The organism is Bradyrhizobium sp. (genome assembly GCF_049512235.1).
Lineage (GTDB): Bacteria > Pseudomonadota > Alphaproteobacteria > Rhizobiales > Xanthobacteraceae > Bradyrhizobium.
This window is the reverse complement of the sequence record NZ_JBEKXH010000064.1, coordinates 1-20,789: the sequence shown is the minus strand read 5'-3', so window position 1 is coordinate 20,789 and position 20,789 is coordinate 1. Positions and strand designations below refer to the sequence as shown.

Annotated in this window: 19 protein-coding genes; 10 read left to right on the top strand and 9 right to left on the bottom strand. The window is 62.4% G+C overall.

The genetic code is table 11. From position 1 onward, the window contains the following. Positions 1–35 precede the first annotated feature (35 nt). The gene (locus ABSG20_RS08740) at positions 36–1,223 is read left to right on the top strand and encodes a saccharopine dehydrogenase family protein (RefSeq protein ID WP_423864098.1); all 1,188 of its coding nucleotides are present in this window, start codon (positions 36–38) and stop codon (positions 1,221–1,223) included. Between the two features lie 2 nt (positions 1,224–1,225). On the opposite strand, the gene ABSG20_RS08735 is transcribed toward ABSG20_RS08740, so the two are convergent. From ABSG20_RS08735 to ABSG20_RS08725, 3 genes are all read right to left on the bottom strand, one after another. Next, the gene (locus tag ABSG20_RS08735; protein ID WP_423864097.1) at positions 1,226–2,482 is read right to left on the bottom strand and encodes an O-antigen ligase family protein; all 1,257 of its coding nucleotides are present in this window, start codon (positions 2,480–2,482) and stop codon (positions 1,226–1,228) included. Between the two features lie 158 nt (positions 2,483–2,640). Further along, positions 2,641–4,191, bottom strand: a complete 1,551-nt coding sequence (locus ABSG20_RS08730; protein ID WP_423864096.1) for an undecaprenyl-phosphate glucose phosphotransferase — start codon at positions 4,189–4,191, stop codon at positions 2,641–2,643. A gap of 63 nt (positions 4,192–4,254) precedes the next feature. Next, positions 4,255–5,439 (bottom strand): glycosyltransferase, encoded by a 1,185-nt coding sequence (locus tag ABSG20_RS08725; protein ID WP_423864095.1) that lies wholly within the window; start codon positions 5,437–5,439, stop codon positions 4,255–4,257. A gap of 270 nt (positions 5,440–5,709) precedes the next feature. Between ABSG20_RS08725 and ABSG20_RS08720 the strand changes: the two genes are divergently transcribed. After that, positions 5,710–7,962: a GumC family protein gene (locus ABSG20_RS08720; protein WP_423864094.1), complete on the top strand. Its 2,253-nt coding sequence runs from the start codon at positions 5,710–5,712 to the stop codon at positions 7,960–7,962. 23 nt (positions 7,963–7,985) lie between these two features. On the opposite strand, the gene ABSG20_RS08715 is transcribed toward ABSG20_RS08720, so the two are convergent. Further along, positions 7,986–9,176, bottom strand: coding sequence for a GNAT family N-acetyltransferase (locus ABSG20_RS08715; protein ID WP_423864093.1), 1,191 nt, complete (start codon positions 9,174–9,176; stop codon positions 7,986–7,988). A 130-nt stretch (positions 9,177–9,306) separates the two neighbouring features. Between ABSG20_RS08715 and ABSG20_RS08710 the strand changes: the two genes are divergently transcribed. Next, positions 9,307–10,347, top strand: coding sequence for a polysaccharide deacetylase family protein (locus ABSG20_RS08710; protein ID WP_423864092.1), 1,041 nt, complete (start codon positions 9,307–9,309; stop codon positions 10,345–10,347). Between the two features lie 22 nt (positions 10,348–10,369). Here the strand turns inward: ABSG20_RS08710 and ABSG20_RS08705 are convergent, their stop codons facing one another. After that, complete coding sequence (locus ABSG20_RS08705) at positions 10,370–10,582, bottom strand: DUF2842 domain-containing protein (RefSeq protein ID WP_423864100.1); 213 nt, start codon at positions 10,580–10,582, stop codon at positions 10,370–10,372. Between the two features lie 94 nt (positions 10,583–10,676). Between ABSG20_RS08705 and ABSG20_RS08700 the strand changes: the two genes are divergently transcribed. After that, positions 10,677–11,768, top strand: coding sequence for a COX15/CtaA family protein (locus ABSG20_RS08700; protein ID WP_423864091.1), 1,092 nt, complete (start codon positions 10,677–10,679; stop codon positions 11,766–11,768). A gap of 153 nt (positions 11,769–11,921) precedes the next feature. Here ABSG20_RS08700 and ABSG20_RS08695 read toward each other — a convergent pair whose 3' ends face one another. The 3 genes from ABSG20_RS08695 to ABSG20_RS08685 form a co-directional block, all read right to left on the bottom strand. Next, complete coding sequence (locus ABSG20_RS08695; protein ID WP_423864090.1) at positions 11,922–13,205, bottom strand: O-acetylhomoserine aminocarboxypropyltransferase; 1,284 nt, start codon at positions 13,203–13,205, stop codon at positions 11,922–11,924. Between the two features lie 64 nt (positions 13,206–13,269). Beyond that, positions 13,270–13,854 (bottom strand): CoA-binding protein, encoded by a 585-nt coding sequence (locus ABSG20_RS08690; RefSeq protein WP_423864089.1) that lies wholly within the window; start codon positions 13,852–13,854, stop codon positions 13,270–13,272. Between the two features lie 95 nt (positions 13,855–13,949). Further along, complete coding sequence (locus ABSG20_RS08685; protein ID WP_423864099.1) at positions 13,950–14,771, bottom strand: enoyl-CoA hydratase; 822 nt, start codon at positions 14,769–14,771, stop codon at positions 13,950–13,952. Positions 14,772–14,852: 81 nt separating this feature from the next. Between ABSG20_RS08685 and ABSG20_RS08680 the strand changes: the two genes are divergently transcribed. The 6 genes from ABSG20_RS08680 to ABSG20_RS08655 all read left to right on the top strand — a co-directional run bounded on the left by ABSG20_RS08680 (position 14,853) and on the right by ABSG20_RS08655 (position 19,395). Then, a complete protein-coding gene (locus tag ABSG20_RS08680) occupies positions 14,853–15,281 on the top strand; it encodes a PaaI family thioesterase (RefSeq protein ID WP_423864088.1) in 429 nt (142 codons plus the stop codon). A 156-nt stretch (positions 15,282–15,437) separates the two neighbouring features. Then, on the top strand, positions 15,438–15,902 hold the full coding sequence (gene rplM / locus ABSG20_RS08675; protein WP_423864087.1) for a 50S ribosomal protein L13: 465 nt from the start codon (positions 15,438–15,440) through the stop codon (positions 15,900–15,902). A gap of 1 nt (position 15,903) precedes the next feature. Continuing rightward, positions 15,904–16,380, top strand: a complete 477-nt coding sequence (gene rpsI / locus ABSG20_RS08670; RefSeq protein WP_423864086.1) for a 30S ribosomal protein S9 — start codon at positions 15,904–15,906, stop codon at positions 16,378–16,380. Positions 16,381–16,578: 198 nt separating this feature from the next. Next, on the top strand, positions 16,579–17,382 hold the full coding sequence (locus ABSG20_RS08665; protein ID WP_423864085.1) for a hypothetical protein: 804 nt from the start codon (positions 16,579–16,581) through the stop codon (positions 17,380–17,382). Positions 17,383–17,700: 318 nt separating this feature from the next. Next, positions 17,701–18,930 carry a GGDEF domain-containing protein gene (locus ABSG20_RS08660; RefSeq protein ID WP_423864084.1) on the top strand — a complete coding sequence of 410 codons (1,230 nt, stop codon included), beginning with the start codon at positions 17,701–17,703 and terminating at the stop codon, positions 18,928–18,930. 162 nt (positions 18,931–19,092) lie between these two features. Then, entirely contained in the window at positions 19,093–19,395 is a 303-nt protein-coding gene (locus ABSG20_RS08655) for an antibiotic biosynthesis monooxygenase family protein (protein WP_423864083.1), read from the top strand. A 23-nt stretch (positions 19,396–19,418) separates the two neighbouring features. On the opposite strand, the gene ABSG20_RS08650 is transcribed toward ABSG20_RS08655, so the two are convergent. Next, entirely contained in the window at positions 19,419–20,564 is a 1,146-nt protein-coding gene (locus ABSG20_RS08650; RefSeq protein ID WP_423864082.1) for an AI-2E family transporter, read from the bottom strand. Positions 20,565–20,789: the final 225 nt, after the last annotated feature.

The following is a 20,789-nucleotide window of genomic DNA, read 5'->3' as shown; positions in this document are numbered from 1 at the left end:
TCATACGCCGGAAATTCACCTCGGGGATCTGATTTATGAAGTCTTCGTCGAACTTCGACATTATTGTCTATGGCGCCAGCGGCTTCACCGGACAACTCGTCGCCGAATATCTCGCGGCGCATTACACCGGCAAGACCGCTCCGAAATGGGCGATGGCCGGCCGCAGCCTGGACAAACTCGCCGCCGTCCGCGATGCGATCGGCGCGCCCGCTGACACCGCGCTGATCCAGGCCGAGGCCAGCGATCCGGCGTCACTCAGGGCAATGATTGACCGGGCTAACTTGGTGCTGACGACGGTCGGCCCCTATCAGCTCTATGGTTCGGAACTGGTCGCAGCCTGCGCCGCCACCGGCACAGACTATCTTGATCTCTGCGGGGAGCCGGTCTGGATGCGCCAGATGATCGAGGCGCACGAGGCTACGGCGCAATCGACCGGTGCGCGCATTGTGTTTTCTTGCGGCTATGATTCGATTCCGTTCGAACTCGGGGTGTACTTCTGTCAGGAAACCGCGAAGAAGACCCTCGGCGCGCCGGTCAGCCGCGTCAAAGGCCGGGTCCGGGCCATGAAGGGCACGCTGTCGGGCGGCACCGCGGCGAGTTTCAAGGCGAATTTCGCCGCCGCGGCGAATGACCTCAGCCTGGTGGCGCTGGTGAAGAGTCCGTTCGCGTTGACACCCGGTTTTGAAGGTCCAAAGCAGCCGCCGGGCAACCGGCCGCAATATGACGAGGACCTGCAATCGTGGACCACGCCGTTCGTGATGGCGACCATCAACACCCGCAATGTGCACCGCTCCAACATGCTCTTGGGTTTTCCCTACGGCCGGGATTTTGTCTATGACGAGATGATGCTGACCGGTCCGGACGAGAAGGGCGAAGAGAGGGCAAAGCGCATCCTCGCTGCCAACAATGCCGAGAGGCTGGGCGGTGGCGGACCGAAGCCCGGCGAGGGCCCGTCGAAGGAGGAGCGCGAGTCCGGCCATTATGACCTGCTGTTCGTTGGCCTTGCGCCGGACGGCCGCCAGGTGCGCGTCGCAGTCCGCGGCGATCGCGATCCCGGCTACGGATCGACGTCAAAGATGATCTCGGAATGCGCCATTTGCCTGGGCCAGTCGCCGGAAGTCAAAGGCGGCATCTGGACGCCAGGCGCTGCGATGGGCAACCACCTGATCGCGCGGCTGGTCGATCACGCCGGCATCACCTTCGAGGTCGAGACGCAATCTTGATCTCAATCGGGCGCCGGCGGCGCCTGATCCGATATCGCCCGGTAGCGTTGCGCGGCGACGAACATGCCCCACATCGCACCCAGCATCATCCAGAAATGCCGCCAGTGATCGGTATCGATGACGAAGTCCTCGCCGACCGCACCCAGGAATGCCGCGAAAATCACGAGATAGGTTCGCTGCCAAGGCACGCGAACGAAGACGTGACGAAATCCCAACAGGACGGTGATGAACACCAGCGCCGGATAGCAGACGCCCGAGATCCAGCCGCCGGACATGAACGCGTTCAGGAAGGAGTTGTGGGCGTCCTCGGGGAAGTAGTTGTGGAACTGCAGGGGTCCGATGCCGAACGGCAGATCGAGCGCCATTTGAGCGCCGAGGACGTGCCGTCCGAACCGGCCGAAGCGGCCCTCGTCGTAGCTTTGGTCGAAACTTGCGCGTTGCTTGAACATTTCGTCGAGGGAATCGAACGACAACAGCACCGCGAGCAGAATAGCCATCATCGAAGTCACGATGACCGCCGTCACGACGATGCGCGAGCGTTGGGAGTGCGACTGTGTGGTCCAAACCATCAACCCCAGCATGAAGGCAGAGGTGAGGGCAATCCCGCCCCAAGCCGCGCGCGAAAACGCCAGCAGGATCGCAAGCGCCATAATTACAAGAGTTAGGGTGCTGCGCAGCGATTTTCGCAGGCTTTCGGAGACGACGCTTTGCAGCACGAACAGGGTAGGCAGGATCAGGAACGCGCCCAGCACGTTCGGGTCCTTAAAGGTGCCGCGCGCGCGGCCATTCAGCGTCAGCAAATCGTGTCCGCCCGGGACCAGGTCGAAATAGCCGGCGATGCCGGCGGCCGCGGCAATCAACCCGCCCGCGATCAGGCCGCGGCGCAGCATGTCCAGCCGGTCCGCGGTGTCTTCGGACAGCGCCATCGCGAAGAACATCACCGTCGCAGCCATATACCAGGATGTCGCGATCCAGTTGATGACCTCGGGCTGGTCCGTCAGCGGGATCGCGCAGATGGTGTAGCCGATATTGAGCAGGAACAGCAGCAATAACAGCGGCATGAAGACCAGCCGCAGCCGCAAACCCGTGGCTGCGAAGATCAGGGTCGCAGCCAGGGTCACCAGCTCGTAGGGACTCGGTTCGATGAAGACGATTGCCAGCGAAGCGCCGACCAGCCACATCAGCGCGCGCTGCAAGGCCAAAAGGCGCGGCGACGTCTCCGACGAAGGCAAACCCTGGGCTGTCGCTGCATACGCCATCGCACACTTTCAAACACGCAACCGAACCCGTAACCGAACGCCAGACCGGAATGGCCGGAGCTCGCCGCAGCCGAGGTGCATCGGACCCCGGCATGATCCTGGTATTTGAACATGATCCTGGCGGCGGGACGTTCGCCGCCGCTTTGCCGGGTCATGCCTCAATAGGCGTTCTCGTTCTTCGTCATCAGCGCCAGCGGCGTCTTGAGAACAATGAAGAGATCGAACAGCACCGACCAGTTCTCGATGTAGTAGAGATCGAACTCGACGCGCTTCTGGATTTTTTCCTCGCTGTCGACTTCGCCGCGCCAGCCGTTGATCTGGGCCCATCCGGTGATGCCCGGCTTGACGCGGTGACGCGCGAAATATCCATCCACGGCATCATCAAACAGCCGGCTCTGCAATCTGCCCTGCACGGCGTGCGGGCGCGGACCGACCAGGGAGAGGTTGCTCTTGAACACGACGTTGAACAACTGTGGCAGTTCGTCAAGGCTGGTTTTGCGGATGAAGCGTCCGACGCGGGTGACGCGGCTATCGTTCCTGGTCACGACCTGGGCGGCGAGCGGATCGGCACGATCGTGGTAAAGCGAGCGAAACTTGAAGACGTCGATGCGCTCGTTGTTGAAGCCGAATCGCTTCTGGCGGAACAGAACCGGGCCTGGACTGTCGAGCCTGATCGCCAGCGCGATCAACGCCATCAGCGGCAGCGCCAGCAGCAGGACGAGCGCGCCGACGGCGTGGTCGAACAGCCATTTCATCACCAGATCCCAGTCGGTGATCGGTGCCTCGAACACGTCGAGCGTGGGCACCTTGCCGAGATAGGAATAGGAACGGGGGCGGAAGCGCAGCTTGTTGGTGTGGGCCGAAAGCCGGATGTCGACCGGAAGCACCCACAACTTCTTCAGCATTTCGAGAATCCGCGTCTCCGCGGAAATCGGTAGCGCGAACAGCACAAGGTCGATCCGGGTGCGGCGGGCAAATTCGACGATATCGTCGACCTTGCCGAGTTTGGGACTGCCGGCGCAGGTTTCCAGCGCGCGATCGTCGTTGCGGTCATCGAATACACCGAGGATATCGATATCGCTGTCGTCTTGATGCTTGAGCGCTTCGACCAGCGTTTCGCCGGCATGGTCAGAGCCGACCACGATGGTGCGGCGGTCAAGCCGGCCTTGACGTGCCCAGCTGCGCACCATCGCCCGCAGCAACAGGCGTTCGGCGACGAGGGCGCCGAGACCGACCATGAAAAATGCCGATAGCCACAGCCTCGAGACCTCGTCGCCGAGCTTTGCAAAGAACGATGCGCTGATAAAGAGCAGAAACACAAAGGACCAGGCCGAGATCATCCGCGTCAGCTGCCGGAGCTGACCTCGGAACACCTCCATGACGTAGATATCGACGGACTGGAAACAGATCACAGCGGTGGCGGCCATGCCGAAAATGGCCGTGACAAATTCCCAGTGGAAGCCATCGATCCGCACCACATATCCGAGATAGAGCGCGACGCCGACGGTACTGAGCAGGAGAAAATCGGCGAGCCGAACGGCGCCCGCGATCACGATCGGTGAATAGGCCGGGCGCACCTTCTGGCTGGCGACCGCAAGCGCCGCCTTCGACAGTCGGCGGCGCCGTTCCAGCGGAGCGCGATCCGGCGTGGCGGTCGCTGCGTCCGCTGCCGCGGCATCGAGCATGGATCGTGCGTTGATCGGTTCCACAGTACCCAAATCCGGTCTTGCATGGCATCCAGCGATGCGCACGCCGAGGCGGAATTCCCCGCCTCATGGCTTAACGGACAAATCGGAAGAAACGGTTATCGTCGGTAAAGTAAGGTTAACGATGGCGAGCGCCTCGCGATAGCCTGCCAGTACGCCTTCGACCATGGCCTGCTGCGAAAAATGCAGGGATACTCTTTCACGAAGGGATTTTGCGCGGGCCAGCGCCGCGGCAGGATCCTGCAGCGCGGCAGCGATCGAAGCCGCCATCGCGCCGGCGTCGTTTGGCGCGAACAGCGCGTTGCCGTGGGGACCGAAAATTTCCGGGATGCCGCCGACATTGGCGGCCACCATCGGGATTCCCGCCGCGGCGGCCTCGATCACGACATAGGGCATCGAATCCCCGCGCGAGGGGACCACCAGCAGATTGCCCTTGGAGAAGCCATATCGGGCCTTGACGTGGCCGATGAAACGCACCGCTTCGACCAGACCAAGCCTCTGCACCTGAGCCTTGAGAGGCCCTAGTTCCTCGCCGTCGCCGGCCAGCGTCAGCGTGACCGGTCGGCCGCCGCTGCGAAGTCGCGACACCGCGTCGACAAGCAGGTCAGCGCCCTTGATATGCCGGAACTCGCCGACATACAGGATGTCGGCGGCGTCAGCCGCCTTTACCACTGGATCGAATTCCTCCTTGGTCACGCCGTTGAACACGCAACGCACCAGCCGGCTCGGGGTGCCGATGGTGCGCTGATAAGTGTCGCGCGCAAAAGCGCTTTCGAACAGGTACAGATCGGTTTTGTTCATCAGCGCGCGTTCGATCCGGCCGTAGAACGCGCCCTTCAGCGTTTCCAGCGGGTAATGCAGCGAGCCGCCGTGCGGAGTATAGACGCGGATGGCGTTTTTGGAACGGGATCTCAGGCGAACAAAGGTGCCGGCCTTGGCGCCATGTCCATGCAGGACGTCCGGTTGCAGCCGCCGGATCAAATGCACGAAACGCGCCCACACCAAAATGTCCGCGGGATGAGGTTCACGGCGAATGGCCAGACGTTGAACGCCAAGCCTGAGGCGCGGAGCGATCTCCGCCAGCGCGGCCTCCGCGCGTGCTCCGCCGGTAAGGCTGTCGGCGATGATGCCGACGTGGTGACCGCGGTCGGCCTGGCCATGGGCCAGGTCCAGGATGTGGCGGAAGATGCCGCCGACCGGCGCGCGCACGGCGTGCAGGATGCGAAGCGGCGAATTTGAAATAGCGGGCATCATCGGAACCAGCGCTCGCCGACGTATCGGCGCGCACAACCTGAAATGGCTGACGCGACGAGCAGACACGAGATAACGGCGCGCACGCCTCGCATCGGACAGCCCTGATGAAGTAAGGATATCTCGATTAAGGCCCTTCATCGTTAACAAACAATGACCGCAGCGGTCGTACGGGATGTTCTCGCAACCATTGGCTGAATTAACCCCCCCGCAACCTTAATGGAGTGTAATCGCCCCAGTTGAGTGAAAAAGCGTCCGCGGGAGTGAGCGATGCGTTTGGCGTTCTGGCGTGCGGGCAGCGACAAGGCGGGCACGGAAGAGGCGGTAGTCCGGAGGACCGGCTCTGATCCCGTGGCACGCAGCTATCGGCCGGTCGCGGCGACCGAGGTCAGGGACCTCGACCTGCGCCTGCTTGGCCAGGCTCTTGCGAGCAAGAAGAACTGGATCATCGTCCCAACCGTGCTTGCCGCCGTGCTGTCGATTGCCGCCGTCAATCTGGTTACCCCGCGATACAAATCCGAGGCGCGCATTCTGGTCGATGGGCGCGAGAACGTCTTCCTGCGTCCGAACGGCGAGCGCAGCGAGGAGCGCGCCGCGCTCGATACCGAGGCCGTCACAAGTCAGGTCCAGCTTTTGCTGTCGCGCGATCTGGCGCACGCGATCATCAAGAAGAACAAACTGGCCGAGCGGCCGGAATTCGATCCGGTCCTGCGCGGCTTTTTACCGTTGAGGTCGGTGCTGGCATTGATCGGGATCGGTCGCGATCCGTTATCGCTGACGCCGGAAGAGCGCGTGCTGGATGCCTATTTCGACGCGTTCACTGCCTACGCCGTCGATAAATCGCGCGTCATCGTCATCGAATTCCAGTCGCGCGATCCGGAGCTGGCGGCGCGCGTCGCCAACTCGATCGCGGAAGGCTATCTGGTCATGCAGCAAGCCGCACGCCAGGCGCAGGCCAAATCCGCCAGCCAATGGCTGTCGGGAGAAATCGACAATCTGCGCGACAAGGTGATGGAGGCGGAATCCCGCGTCGAGGACTTCCGTTCCAAATCGAGCCTGTTTGTCGGTACCAACAATACCACGCTCTCGAACCAGCAGATGGGCGAACTGAACACGCAATTGAACAACGCACGGGCGCTGAAGTCCGACGCGGAGTCGAAGGCGCGACTGATCAGGGAAATGCTTCAGAGCGGCAAGCCGATCGAGGCTTCCGAGATACTCAATTCCGAATTGATACGAAGGCTGTCCGAACAGCGCGTCACACTGCGCGCGCAGCTTGCCGAGCAGTCATCGACGCTGCTCGACGGCCACCCACGCATCAAGGAACTGAAGGCGCAGCTTGCCGATCTGGACCGCCAGCTCCGCGAGGAGGCGAGCAAGATCTCGCGCTCGCTTGACAATGACGCCCGCATCGCGGGCGGGCGGGTCGACGGCCTCAGTGCCAGCCTCGAGCAATTGAAGAAGCAGGCGACATCGACCAATGGTCAGGACGTCCAGCTTCGGGCGCTCGAGCGGGAAGCCAAGGCGCAACGCGATCTGCTGGAATCCTATCTCGCGAAATATCGCGAGGCGAACACGCGTGAGAATATCGAGGCGGCACCGTCGGATGGCCGGATTATTTCCGGTGCCATCGTATCCAACATTCCGGCATATCCCAAGAAGCTGCCGATCGTGCTGATCGCCACGCTGGCAACGCTGATGCTCAGCGCCGGCGCGATCGCAACCGGCGAGTTGCTGCTCATGACGGTGCCGCGCGAGGCGCCCGCGATCGTGTCGGCGCCGGCCCCACCCGGTATCCCGGCGGCGGCGGCGATCGCTGCGGTCGATCCGGCTCCGGTTTTCGCCGAGACGCGTCCGCGGTCCCAGGTCGAACCCGATCCGGAACTCGCGCCCGCCCCGGGCATTGCACCCGAGTTCACAGAGATCGAGCAACTCGCCGATATCTTGCGCGGTACAGGCGAGGCGGCGCGCAAGGTCACGATCCTTGGTACCGCCGCGGCCGGCAGCGTCAGCGCGACGGTGCTCGCGCTGGCGCGGCTGCTCGCGCGCGATGCGAGGGTCGTGGTGGTCGATCTGGCGGCATCCTCGCCTGTGATCGCGGCGGCGTCGGTCGATCCGACCGCGCCCGGGCTGGCCGAACTGATGCTCGGCGAGGCGTCCTTTTCGCAAGTCATCACCAGGGACCGGCTGTCGCGGGCGCAATTCGTCAGCGCCGGGCGTCCGGGCTCGGACCGTTCCTTGCTAAAATCGCCGCGGCTCACGCTTGCGATCGATGCATTTCTGCGGGTCTACGATCATGTGTTGCTGGACGCCGGTCTGGCTTCCGATCTGCCCGCGGAGTTGCTCACGGCGCAGGCGCGCGCGGTGGTGGTGGTACCGGATAAATCGATGGCCGCCGGCGCCCGCGCCTTGATGTGCGATCAACTCAAGGCGGTGGGCTTCAGCGAGGTGACGCTATTGAGCGAAGCCGCCCAGCCCTTCGAGCCGATCGGGCCGAGCCCGCGGGTCGAGGTGGCCGCGTAAGCCGGCACCTTCGGGGGGTTGCTTCAGCGAAGCACGCCTCGCAGCTTCTGCACGGTTTGCAAAAGCGGCTGATTATGCTTCACGAGATATTTGGTGCGGTTGACGGCCGACATCGCCGCCGCCGCGACCTTGCCGCGCAGGCTGAGCGGGATAAAGCTGTCGAAAATCGGTTCGTCACTCTTGCAAAAAAAACGCTTATAGCCATCCGACCCGACCCCGAGATCGAGGTCACGATAGCCCTGCGCGGCGTAGTGGTCGACGATCTTGCGGGTCAGGATCAGGCCGGGGCTGTATCGCGAACTGGCAGACATCGTGTAGGTATTGAACATCATGGAAAAGCGGCGGCCATCGGCGACGCCGGCGAAGATCGCGATGATCTCGTCGTCGCACTCCAGCGCGTGAATATCGATGATCCGGCCGCCGCCGGAAACCGGCGTCATGCAGGCGTCGCGGATAAAATCCTCGACGCCTTGTTCGGCGAACACGTTGGGCAGTTTCTGCTCGGCCATGCGCAGAGGCTTGACCAAGAAGAACCAGTCGAGCAGCCGCTTGATCTCGGCGTCGCTGATTGCGACCTGATAGCGAAAGCCCGGCAGCATTTGCAGTTTGCGTTCCTTGCTCCGCAACCGCCGTCGGAACGAGCCGCCGATCAGTGCGGCAGGCGCCGCGCCCGGCGGCATTGTCAGCAGCGGGCAAACGTTGACGGAAGTCTGGTATGGCAGCATCGCCAACGGGTTCGGCAAATCTCGCCATCGCTTCGGCTGTTGATGGAGCGCCAGAACATCGGCGCCGGATCGCTCATGCAGGGCCGATAGCAGCGTGTACAGATCGAGCGCGGTGGCTGCGGCGGCAAAATCCCGGTTCCAAAGCGCCATGTTGAATGTGGCGTGCTTGCCGCCCATGAACCGGGCCGTGCGTATTCCATGCTTGCGCGAGAGTACGAGCGGCAGCAGCAGCAGCGGCCGTCGTTCCGCGTCATGCGCGACAACAATGAAAGGCAGGAGGTTCTCGCGCGTCCCGACCCGGCTTTGCCAGGCGTTCAGGAAATCGAAGCGCTGATATGGCGTGGAGAACTGCTGCCGATCCTCGAGGCCGCGCCAGACGGTCTCAACCTGGCTGAGATCGTGAGCGATATGAACTCCGGCGATGCGGCTTGTCCGCGACCGCGCCGACGCACTTGCCGTCCGAGTATCTATCGCGGCAGGCATGGCCATTGCAAAACCTGTCTTTGGTGAATTATCTACAATTTGAAGCTTGGCTCGACCTTTGCAAAGAAATGATAACAAATCGTAATGACAGTGGGGCCGGGACGAGGCGGACAGACCGGCGTTGAGGGGCGAAACGTTGCCATCCTACAATGGATTATTGACGAGCCTGGCGCTGGAGTTCGCCTATTTCTGCGACCTGGCAAGGTTGCGGGAACGGGCGGCGCGCGGTACCGGCGTCATCATGCGGTTCGAACGGGTCCGTCCGCGGCAGAAAGCGGGCTTTCAGCCGCTCAAGTCAGGGGAAATCACCCCCGATTTTCTCGATCGAACGATCCGCGCCTTGAAGCGCTGGAGGTTCGATATCATTTCGATGGACGAGGTTTGCCAGCGGGCGGTGACGCTGGGCTTGCCGAGGCGGTTTGTCTGCCTGACATTCGACGGCGCCTACAAGGATCTGATCACCTCGGCCTATCCGGTGCTCTCGAAACATGGTGTGCCCTTTACCGTTTACGTGCCGACCGCGTTTCCGGACGGCCTTGGCGAAGCATGGTGGCTTGCACTCGCAGAAGTGATCGCGCGCGAAACTCGCGTCAGCCTGGTGATGGATCGCAAGGAGCTCCGTTACACGATCAGAACGACATCGGAAAAATATCAGCTCTTCGGCTTTCTCGATGGCTGGCTGCGCTCGCTGCCGCCGCCGGATCTTTCGTCTGCGATCAAGGACCTGTGCAGGCGATATTCGGTCGACTTGCCGGCGCTGTCGCGCGATGCATCGATGGACTGGGGCGACCTTTCGAGGCTTGCAGTGGATCCATTGGTGACGATCGGAAGTGCCAGCGTGAACTACCCGATCCTGTCGAACCTGAGGGACGTCGATGCATTGCGCGAGATGACGATGGGCAGGGCGGTCGCGCAAGCTGCATTGCACCGCGATGTCAGACATTTCGCCTATCCGTTCGGCGATCGCGCGTCGTGGCGACGGCAGCACGCCGCGATGTCAGCGGAAGCCGGGTTCGCCAGCGCGGCCTCGGCGATGCCGGGCATCGTCGAGCCGGCGGGCCGAACCAATCTGCACGCGCTTCCGCGCATTGCCTGGGACGGCCGGCGCCGGTCGCTGCGCGCCATGCACGCCATCCTTTCGGGCACCACCTTCGGTCTGCTGACCAGCTCGCGCTAGGGTGGCGAGCGCCGGGTTTCTCTCAACGCTGGAGGTCCGGCCGCGCCATCCAGCTGACGATCGGCATCGCCGGCAACACCCATCCCATGCCGGCCACGACATAGAATATGGCTTGCAACAGTCCGGAGTTCGCAAGCCACGGCATCTGCGCCACCGCCATTCCCAGCAGCGACCACACCGCCACCAGCATGAGAAGGGCGATGGTTCCCAGGAATTTGCGGGTGCGGATGGTCATGACGGAATTGTGCAGTTCGTCGACGGGGCGTGCCTTGCGCACGGGAAGCGACGGACTATAAGGAGCGCGCCAATTCATTCAAGCGCGCCTTGCGATGACCGCTGTTGCCGCACACCATGTCCAACCCAACCGCGCCGTCAAATCGTGGCTGGTATCGATCGCATCCCTGATTGCCGTCATGGTGCTGGTCGGCGGAGCTACGCGGCTCACTGAATCCGGGCTTTCGATCGTCGAATGGAAACCGGTCACCGGCGCGCTGCCGCCGCTCAATCCTGAGCAATGGACGCAGGCCTTCGAGGCCTACAAGACCATTCCGCAATATCGCGAGCTCAACGCCGGCATGACGCTGGCCGAATTCAAGACGATTTTCTGGTGGGAATGGAGCCATCGGCTGCTCGGGCGCGTGATCGGGGTGGCTTATCTGCTGCCGTTTCTCTGGTTCCTGTGGCGCGGCCTTTTCGGCGCCGAGCTGCGGCGGCGATTGTGGCTGATCTTCGGCCTCGGCGCGCTGCAGGGCGCGGTCGGCTGGTGGATGGTAGCCTCGGGGCTTTCGCAGCGGGTTGAAGTCTCGCAACTTCGGCTCGCCACCCATCTAGTGCTGGCTCTGCTGATTTTTTCAGGGATCGTCTGGACGCTGCGCCGGATCACGGACCGGCCGCCAGTAGCCGCGTCGCCACGGCTCAGGTTCACGGCGATGGTGCTGCTGGTACTGACCTTCATACAGCTTTATCTGGGCGCGCTGGTGGCGGGCCTGCGCGCGGGCAGGATCTACAACACCTGGCCCGATATCGATGGCGGGCTGATTCCATCGTCGGCGCGGCTGTTTTTTGAGGTGCCGTGGTGGCGCAATCTGTTCGACAATGCGCTGACGGTGCAGTTCGAGCATCGCATGACTGCTTACACGCTGGTCGTGCTCGCGCTCCTGCACGCATCCGACGCGATCAGGTCGCGGGCAGGGGCGCCAGCGGTCAACGGTGCGTTGGGCCTCTTGGCCGCGATGACGTTGCAGGCGACACTCGGTATTCTGACGCTGCTCAACCAGGTGCCGATGGATCTTGCTTTGGCCCATCAGGCTGTTGCGATCATGGTTCTGACGTTAGCGGTGGTTCAGGCGGAACGATGGGCGGTGTGCCCGAGAGCGGCGGACCGCCAAGAACTGGTGCTGCCCGCCGCGCAAATCGGGTGAATTGTTCGGCCGTAGGGTGGGCAAAGCCAACGGGTCGCGCGAATGCGCGCACCCGATGGCGTGCCCACCATCTTCTCACATCTAGAATGGTGGGCACGGCGCAAGGGCGCCTTTGCCCACCCTACGCGCGCTGAAATTCCGGGTCCGCGCCCGTCATTTCGCGCCCAGGGCCTGCTCCAGATCGGCGATCAGGTCTTCCTTGTCCTCGATGCCGATCGACAGCCGCACCACGTCGGGTCCCGCGCCCGACTTGATCTTGGCGGCATCGTCGAGCTGGCTGTGGGTGGTCGATGCCGGGTGGATCACCAGCGAGCGGGTGTCGCCGACATTGGCCAGATGCGAGAACAGCTTCAGGTTCGAGACCAGGCTGATACCGGCATCATAGCCGCCCTTGAGGCTGAAGGTGAATACCGCGCCGGCGCCCTTGGGCGCGTATTTACGCGCCAGATTGTTGTATTTGTCGCCGGCCAGGCCGGCGTAATTCACCGCCTCGACCGCCGGATGTCCTTTCAGGAATTCCGCGATCGCCTTGGCGTTCTCGCAATGCTTCTGCATGCGCAGCGGCAGCGTTTCGATGCCCGTCAAAATGAGAAAGGCGTTAAAGGGCGATAGCGCCGGCCCGAGGTCGCGCAGGCCCAGCACGCGGCAGGCGATCGCAAACGCGAAGTTGCCGAAGGTCTCCTGGAGCTTGATGCCGTGATATTCCGGACGGGGCTCGCTCAACATCGGATATTTGTTGTCCTTCGACCAGTCGAAGGTGCCGGCGTCGACGATGATGCCGCCGAGCGAGTTGCCATGGCCGCCGAGAAACTTGGTCAGCGAATGCACGACGATATCGGCGCCGTGGTCGATGGGGCGGATCAGATAGGGCGTCGCCAGCGTGTTATCGACGATCAGCGGTACGCCTGCCTTGTGGGCGACCGCGGAGATCGCTTCGATGTCGGTGACGCTGCCGGCGGGGTTGGCGATCGATTCGATGAAGATCGCCTTGGTGCGCGGCGTCACCGCGCGCTCGAAGCTGCCGATATCGTCGGGATCGGCCCACACCACGTTCCAACCGAAGCTCTTGAAGGCGTGGCTGAACTGGTTGATCGAACCGCCATACAGCCTGCGCGCGGCAATGAATTCGTCGCCGGGCATCAGCAGCATCTGAAAAGCCACCACCTGCGCGGCGTGACCGGAGGCGGTTGCGAGTGCGGCGGTGCCGCCTTCCAGGGCTGCGACGCGCTCTTCGAGCACCGCCGTGGTCGGGTTGGTGATGCGGGTATAGATGTTTCCGAATGCCTGCAGCCCGAACAGCGAGGCGGCGTGGTCGGCGTCGTTGAATACGAATGATGTGGTCTGGTAGATCGGCGTCGCCCGGGCGCCGGTGGTCGGATCGGGTTGGGCGCCTGCATGCACGGCAAGGGTGGAAAAGCCGGGAACGCGATCGGTCATTGTAGTTTTCCTTTTGCTGATAATGTTGGACCGGAATCCTCACGCTGATCGTCTCGCAGTTGCCTCATGCGAGATCGTTTTTGTTTATGGCGGCGCGGTCGGACGCGCTGGTTTCGCCGCCGCCGACGCTCATCCGGTTCAGCGACAGCCGCATGCCCTGGGTCGGTATCGGCGCGCGCTTTGAACTGAGGGTGCGCGAATTGACGCCCATCCACGATATCTCGGAGGATAGCCGGCCATATTCGATCTTGGGGCAGCGGTTCATCACGACCTTGAGACCGACGGCTTCCGCTCTTGCGGCCGCGGCGTCGTCGCGCGCCCCGAGCTGCATCCAGATCACCTTTGGCAGTGGCGTCATGCGCAGTGCTTCATCCACCACCGGCATGATGTGGCTGGAATTCCTGAAGATGTCGATCATGTCGACGGGGCGGCCGATATCGGCGAGCGAGGCGACAAAAGGTTTGCCGAGCAGGCCCTTGCCGACATGGCCGGGATTGACCGGGACCATGTCGTAGCCGCGCTGCGCCAGGTATTTGAAGGCGAAATAGCTCGGCCGCACATTGACCGGCGAGGCGCCAACCATCGCGATCGACTTCACGGCGTTGAGAATTTCGCGGATGTAGTCGTCGGAATAGGCGTCATGGTTCATTGCATAAATCCACATTCCTCATGGTGTGGAACCTTGAGGCATCATCCTTCGAGACGCGCGAACTGCGCGCTGCCGAGGGGATAAGGAGATCGAGTTTATCGGTCCTGCCACTTCGGCTCGCGCTTTTCGATGAAGGCGCCGATGCCTTCCTCGGCATCGCGCGCCATCATGTTCTCGGTCATCACCTCTGCCGCATGGTGGTAGGCGTCCGCAAGGCTCATCTCGGCCTGGCGGTAGAACGCGGCCTTGCCGAGTTTGATCGTATAGGCGGACTTGAGCGCGACCTGCTCGGCCAGCGCGATCGCGGCGTCGCGCTCGGTGCCGGCGGCAACGACGCGATTGACGAGGCCGATGTCGCGCGCCCGCGCTGCCGTGACCGGCTCGCCGGTCAGCAGCATTTCCAGGGCCTGCTTGCGCGGAACATTGCGCGACAGCGCCACCATCGGCGTCGAACAGAACAGGCCGATATCGACGCCGGGGGTTGCGAATGTGGCGGCGTCCGACGCCACCGCAAGATCACAGCTCGCCACCAGCTGGCAGCCCGCGGCGGTGGCGACGCCCTGGACCGCGGCGACAACCGGTTTGGGCAGGTTGACGATGGCCTGCATCATCGCGCTGCAGGCCGTCATGATCTCGGCGAAATAGGCCCGCCCGCGATCGCCATCGCTGCGACGGGTGGTCAATTCCTTGAGGTCGTGACCGGCGGAAAAGGCCGAACCATTGGCCGCGATTACCACCGCGCGCACGATTGCGTCGTCGCGAATGTCCCTGAGCGCCGCATGCAGTTCGGCGATCAGCCCCTCCGACAGGCTGTTGCGTGCATCGGGCCGGTTGAGCGTGAGCACGGCGATGCTGCCGATTCTCTCTTGCAGCAGAACCAGCGATTGCGGCGTGGCGGCGCCTGCTGTCTTAATCATCATCGCAATATCCACTTGGGCAGATGCATCACCCTAATGTAACAATCGGCCGGGGGCGAGGCGAGGGCAGGCGGCAGCTAAATGGTAATTGCCAAAATGAGCGTGGCTGAACTGGAACAATTTCTCCACGCCGAATTTCCCCAGGCCTTCAGCGACGGCGATATCTCGATCGAAAGCGCCGATGGCGCGTCCTCCCTGCTGCGCCAGCGCTACAGCGACCGCATGCTGCGCCCGGGCGGCACGGTCTCGGGACCGACTTTGATGGCGCTGGCCGATTTCGCCATGTATGTGGTGCTGCTGTCGGCGATCGGCCCGATCGGGCTTGCGGTCACGACCAATCTCAACATCAACTTTCTGCGCAAGGGACAGCCCGGTCGGGATGTACTTGCGGCGGCACGGCTTTTAAAGCTCGGCAAGCGGCTGGCGGTGGGCGAGGTCAATCTCCTGTCGGGCACCTCGCCCGATCCAATCGCCCATGTGACATCGACCTATTCTATTCCAAATACTTGATGTTTTCGATGGTATCTATGCACCATAATACTAAGTAATTGTTATCATTATACTATTGATCTGCGTTTGGGATTGACGCGGACGCCGGAGCTATCTAGAAAGCCCGCAGTTCGGCGCTGACCGCGTCCGATATCCCCCTTTCACGGATTTCCTCACATGAAAACGTTTTCGGCAAAACCTGCCGAGGTGACGAAGAAGTGGGTTTTGATCGACGCCAAAGGTCTGGTGGTCGGCCGACTCGCCTCCCTGGTCGCGATGCGGTTGCGCGGCAAACACCTGCCTACCTACACCCCCCACGTCGATTGCGGTGACCACGTCATCATCATCAACGCGGCCCACGCCGTGCTGACCGGACGCAAGCGCGACAACAAGGTCTACTACAACCACACCGGCTTCATCGGCGGCATCAAGGAACGCACCGCGAAGTCGATCTTCGAAGGCCGTTTTCCCGAGCGCGTGGTCGAGAAGGCCATCGAGCGCATGGTCCCGCGCGGCCCGCTGGGCCGGGTGCAGCTCGGCAATTTGCGCGTTTACCCAGGCCCCGAGCATCCGCACGAGGCCCAGCAACCCGAGGCGATCGATATTGCCAAGATGAATCGCAAGAACATGAGGGCCGCATAACATGCCCGAGACCATGCAGTCTCTCGATCAGTTGTCGCAGCTGAAGCCGGCCGTGCCCGACGCGCCCAAATACGTCAAGAAGGTCGACAAATTCGGCCGGGCCTACGCCACCGGCAAGCGCAAGGACGCCGTGGCCCGGGTCTGGATCAAGCCCGGCGCCGGCAAGATCTTCGTCAACACCCGCGATCTCGACGCCTATTTCGCGCGTCCGGTGTTGCGGATGATGATTCAGCAGCCGCTGGTCGCAGCGGCGCGAAGCGGCCAGTACGATGTGATCTGCACCGTGAACGGCGGCGGTCTGTCGGGGCAGGCCGGCGCGGTGCGCCACGGCATCTCCAAGGCGCTGACCTATTTCGAACCTGACCTGCGTGGCCTCCTGAAGAAGGGCGGCTTTCTCACCCGCGACTCGCGCGTGGTCGAACGCAAGAAGTACGGCCGCGCCAAGGCGCGCAAGTCGTTCCAGTTCTCCAAGCGATAAGCACCTATCCGAATATTTGATCTGGATCGAGATTAAATCAAAAAGGGCGCTTCGGGCGCCCTTTTTTGCGTGAATTGTAAGTAAATACGGTATTTGAAGAGGATGTGGCCTTAAGGAAAATTTAAATTCGGTATCCGTAGGAATACAGATGCGGCTCCCTCAAAGGTATTCTTGAATATCAAATGAGGGTGGCTGCCCATGTCGCTGACGACATTTTCGTTATGCTTTGCCGGTTCGGTGCTGGCGACTTCACTGGGGGCCGTCCTGCTCGCGCGCTTGGACTGTCAGAATAATTTCCCGGTGATCAGGTGGCTTGGTTGTGCCTATCTTTTTGGCGAGGCGTCGGTCGCAATCCCGTTGCTTGCGGGCGGCTCCCAGGGTGAAACGTGCTTCGTTGCGGTGAATGCCGTCGGCGTGATCGCCGGCGGCACCGTCTGGAACATATCGCGGGTATTAAGCCGGCGATCGGGGCATCTGCCGGGGCTTTTTCTCGGCGCCATTGTCTGGGTCGCCACAGGCGCGGCGCTGAAATCCGAGACCTCCGCCGTTCGGTTGATGATTGGGGTTGCGATCGTTGCCGTCTATCTGACACTGATTGCAGCCGAATTGCATTTCGATTGGCGGCTGCGGCGTCGCGATGGCGCCGACCGGCTGCGTGTGAGCGCCATTCTGGAGGCGATCGACGCTTCCTTGCAGGACGGAGAGCAGGAACAGGCGAAACTCAGCATCAGGGTTGAGGGTCTGCTGGCGCGCGCGTCCGTGACCATGGGCAATGCCACGGATGAATATCTCGACCGCGACGAACTCGATCGCCGGCACCAGAGACGTTTCGACGCCGAGATCGCCCAAGGTCAGCAACGCCTGCAGGATCTCGGCATTAGAATTGCGAATTTAAGGTCTCTGAAGGTCACGGCGCTGTCCATGCTCCGCAACGACCTGCCGTCACTGTCGTGCGCAAATCGGTCGCGGCGTCAAAATCTCGATCAGGTCACGATCGGCTAGAAACCAGGTTCAGGAAACCCGTCGGATTTTTCGCGCGAAGAGCATGCCCCTTAACGCAGGTCAACAGCAGCGGCGAAGCCTGACGGCTGGGTTTTACACACCGATAAAACCAGCCGCGAATGCAGCTTATATGAAACTTCAAAGGGCGCCTTCGGGCGCCCTTTTTTGTTGCTGAACCGCCGGCGAATTGTCGAGGTATTTACCTAAAACTTTAGGGCCGACGCAAACGGATTTAAAACCTGGCTTCCGTAGTACTACGTAGAAGAGGCGCGTGGCTTCAACCTTGCCGTGTAAGCTCATTCAAAGGATGGGTGCCCCATGTTGCTCGATACCCGTACACTCTATCTCGTTGCAGCAATGGTGGCGGCCATGCTGGGGGCCATGCTACTGCTGTTCGGCAAGCAGGAGAGCATCCCGGCGTTGAAATGGTGGGGAAGCGCCTATCTGCTGGGCGCTGCCTCGGTCGCGATCCCGACGCTTGCCAGCAATGCACTTGGCGAATGGCCTGCGCTGGCCCTGAACGCCGCCGGCTACGCGGCCTGTGGCATGGTCTGGAACGCTTCGCGGGTGTTCCACGGCCGCCGGACCAACCTGCCCGGACTGTTTTTCGGCGCCTTCGCCTGGATCGCCACCGTCATGACGCTGCCGGCCGAGCCCGCCGCCTTGCGCTTGACGATCGGCGCCGGCATCGTTGCGATTTATGCCGCGCTGACCGCCACCCAATTGTGGTCCGACCGGCGGCGGACGTTGCAGAAACGCTGGCTGGCGGTCGCGGTGCCCATGCTACATGGTTTCGTGCTGATGCTGCCGATCCTGCTTGGCTACCTGTTGCTTCAGGACGACGAGAAATTTTCCGGCAGTATCTGGACCACCATATTCGCCATCGAGCTCGTGCTCTATGCGGTTGGCACCGTGTTCATCATCTTCATGCTGGTATCGGAACGCACGGTGACGGCAAACAGGACGTTGGCATCGATCGATCCCTTGACCGGGGTGTTCAATCGCCGCGGCTTCGCGGAGGCGACGTCACGGGTGATCGAACGCGAAGCCTGCGCCGGCCGTCCGATAACGATGCTGATCTTTGATCTCGACCATTTCAAATTGATCAATGACCGCTTCGGCCATCCGGCGGGCGATGAGATTCTCAAATTATTCGCCGTCATCCTGGTCAACACGTTGCGCATCGCGGACCTGTCGGGACGCATCGGCGGCGAGGAGTTCGCGGCGTTGCTGCCGTGTTCGCTGGAGGAAGGCGTGATCACCGCCGGACGCGTGCGCGAGGCATTTGCCAATTCGGGGATCGTGGTCGAGGACGGGCCGGTCGATACCACCGTCAGCGTCGGCGTGGCCGGCGGGCCGGCAGGCACCGAACTCGAAGTGTTGCTGGTGGCGGCCGATGCCGCGCTTTACAAGGCCAAGCGTGGCGGCCGCAACCGCGTCGAGGTGGCCAAGGAACTGCCGCTGTCGCTGGAAACCTGGCGGCGCAGGACTGCGGGTTTCTCGCGTCAGCCGCGGCCGGGCCTGAACCCGTCCGGCGTCGGGCGGTAACCACCTTGTTGCGTATTTTGCTCAGGCGGCTCCGTGCCATGACCTCCGATCCAGGCCGGCGATTGCTGCTCACAGACTTTGTTCGCGGGCTTGGTTTCAAGACCCTTCATTATTGTGCGTGCCTGGGCTAGAGACGGAGCCCGCAACGAAAGGGCCGTCCCCATGATCACCGAAATCGCACAAATCGACGTCAAGCCCGGCACCGAGAAAGACTTTGAAGCCGCAGTCGCCAAGGCGCGTCCGTTGTTCCTGCGCGCCAAGGGCGGCAAGGGTTTCGAACTGCACAGGTCGATCGAGAAGCCGTCACGCTACCGGCTCATGGCGAAGTGGGAGACACTGGAAAATCACACCGTCGATTTCCGCGGCTCGGAGGATTTTACGGCATGGCGCGGGCTGGTCGGAGCGTTTTTCGCCGCGCCGCCCGAGGTCGAGCACACCGAGACCGTGCTGACCACGGCTGACTAGGGAAGGGTGGGCCATCCGCCGCCTCAGGCATTGGCTGCGCCCGGCGCGAGGTCCTCGGCCTTGAAGTAGTCGATCATGACTTTGACGATCGCCATCAGCGGCAGCGCCAGCGCCAGTCCCCAGATGCCGAACACCACGCCGAGCAGGATCTGGAACGCAAACAGCGTGGCCGGCGGAATGTCGAGGGCCTGCCGCTGGATGATCGGCGTCAGGACATAGCTTTCCAGCGCATGAATGCCAAGGAACAGCGCAAACGCGCTGGCCGCGGCGACCCATCCCGAAGCAAGGCTTGCCAACACCACGATCAGTCCGGCAACCAGCGCGCCGACCGTCGGGATGAAGGCCAATAGTCCGGCCTGGATGCCCAGGATGAAGGAACTCTGGATGCCGATGAGGGCCAGCCCGATCCAGGTCACGACGAACACCGCGAACATGGTGGCGATCTGCGCGATCAGCCAGCGCTGCAGGGTTTCGCCGATGCGGTCGACGATCACGGTGGCGCGGGCGCGATGCCTTGCCGGCGCCATATAGAGCAGCCCCTTGCGGTAGACGCCGGGCTGCGCCGCGAAGGCCAGACCCAAAAACAGCACGATGAAGAAATTTCCGACCGCGCTCAGCGTGCCCAGCAGCAATTTCAAGGTCTGGCTGACGATCGCGCCGCCGCTCGAGGCGAACGCGCTGGCGCCGGAGAGATTGTGGGTTGCCGCCGGGCCTGGTGTTTCCGTGCTCGCCGCCGGCGCCGCGTTCGAATTTCCGAGCTCGAAATAGCTGGTGTCGATACCATTGCGGTCGAGGAAGGCTTTGACAACGACCAGTTGCGACTTGATGGTATCGCTCAGCACCTTGGCCTGCTGAGCGATGGTGGCGCCGCCTAGGAAGACCACGCCCGACAAAAGGGCAGCGAGCACCAGGCAGACAATGGTCAGCCGCAGCGCATGCGGCAGCTTGGCCGCCTGGCCGAGCATGGTGGTCATGGCGCTGAGCCCGACACCGAGCAGCATGCCGGCGAAGATCAGAAACAGCGTCGCGGCAAAAGTCCAGGTGAACAGCAGCAGCGCAGCAAAGGCGATGGCGCCGATGCCGCCGACCGAGATGGCCCATGCCAGATCGTTGCGGGCTCGAAGGCGATCGCTGGTCGTGTCAGCCAAATTGTTTCCTTTGCAATCCATTCCCAATAATACTCTTTCGACAAAACCGCGCGGGGATCAAGCGGCGAAAGGCGCGCCGGTTTGACGCTGGCGCGTCTGAAAGGAACTGCTGCCGCGGCATCGGACTAGACGACCGATTCCTTGAAACCTGTCATTTCAGGCCACGGGCATTGGCCTCTCACTCCCTCTCCCGCTCTTCGCGGGGGAGGGTGGGGTGGGGGCGCGGCATCGGCGGTGTTGGTTACG